This window comes from Bowmanella dokdonensis (assembly GCF_017254865.1).
GTDB lineage: Bacteria > Pseudomonadota > Gammaproteobacteria > Enterobacterales > Alteromonadaceae > Bowmanella > Bowmanella dokdonensis.
Genome location: NZ_JAFKCV010000183.1, coordinates 1 through 358 on the forward strand (window position 1 = coordinate 1; position 358 = coordinate 358).

Annotated in this window: 1 protein-coding gene; it reads right to left on the minus strand. The window is 46.9% G+C overall.

Features of this window, described 5'->3' with window-relative positions; translation table 11 throughout:
- Window positions 1–14: 14 nt before the first annotated feature.
- Window positions 15–358, minus strand: a 344-nt coding sequence (locus J0A66_RS22140; protein WP_206575997.1) for an OmpA family protein, incomplete at its 5' end; no start/stop codon positions are given.

Genomic DNA, 358 nt, shown 5'->3' on the forward strand with positions numbered 1-358 from the left:
TGAAGTAAAAGACGTTAACTTACTGAAAATTGCTGAATAAGTACTGTCATAGCCGCCCCTTGCAATGAAGGGTGAGGAACAGACATATCCTGATCTTCCACTATATGCAACGCGCTGGGTCTGATACCAAAACTGATCAGCTCGCGCTTCACCGCTTCAGCACGGGATAAGGCAAGACTATCAGGCAATGCTGCACCAACACAGTGGTCACGGTAGCCATAAATCATAGCCAGTGAGCGGGGATTTTGCTTGATCAGCTCCGCTTGCTGAAACAGTTTATCAAGCTCAGTTACGGGTATCTTGGCGCTCCCACTAGGAAAACCAACTAACAATTCCTTTAGTGCCTGACGTTGAACAT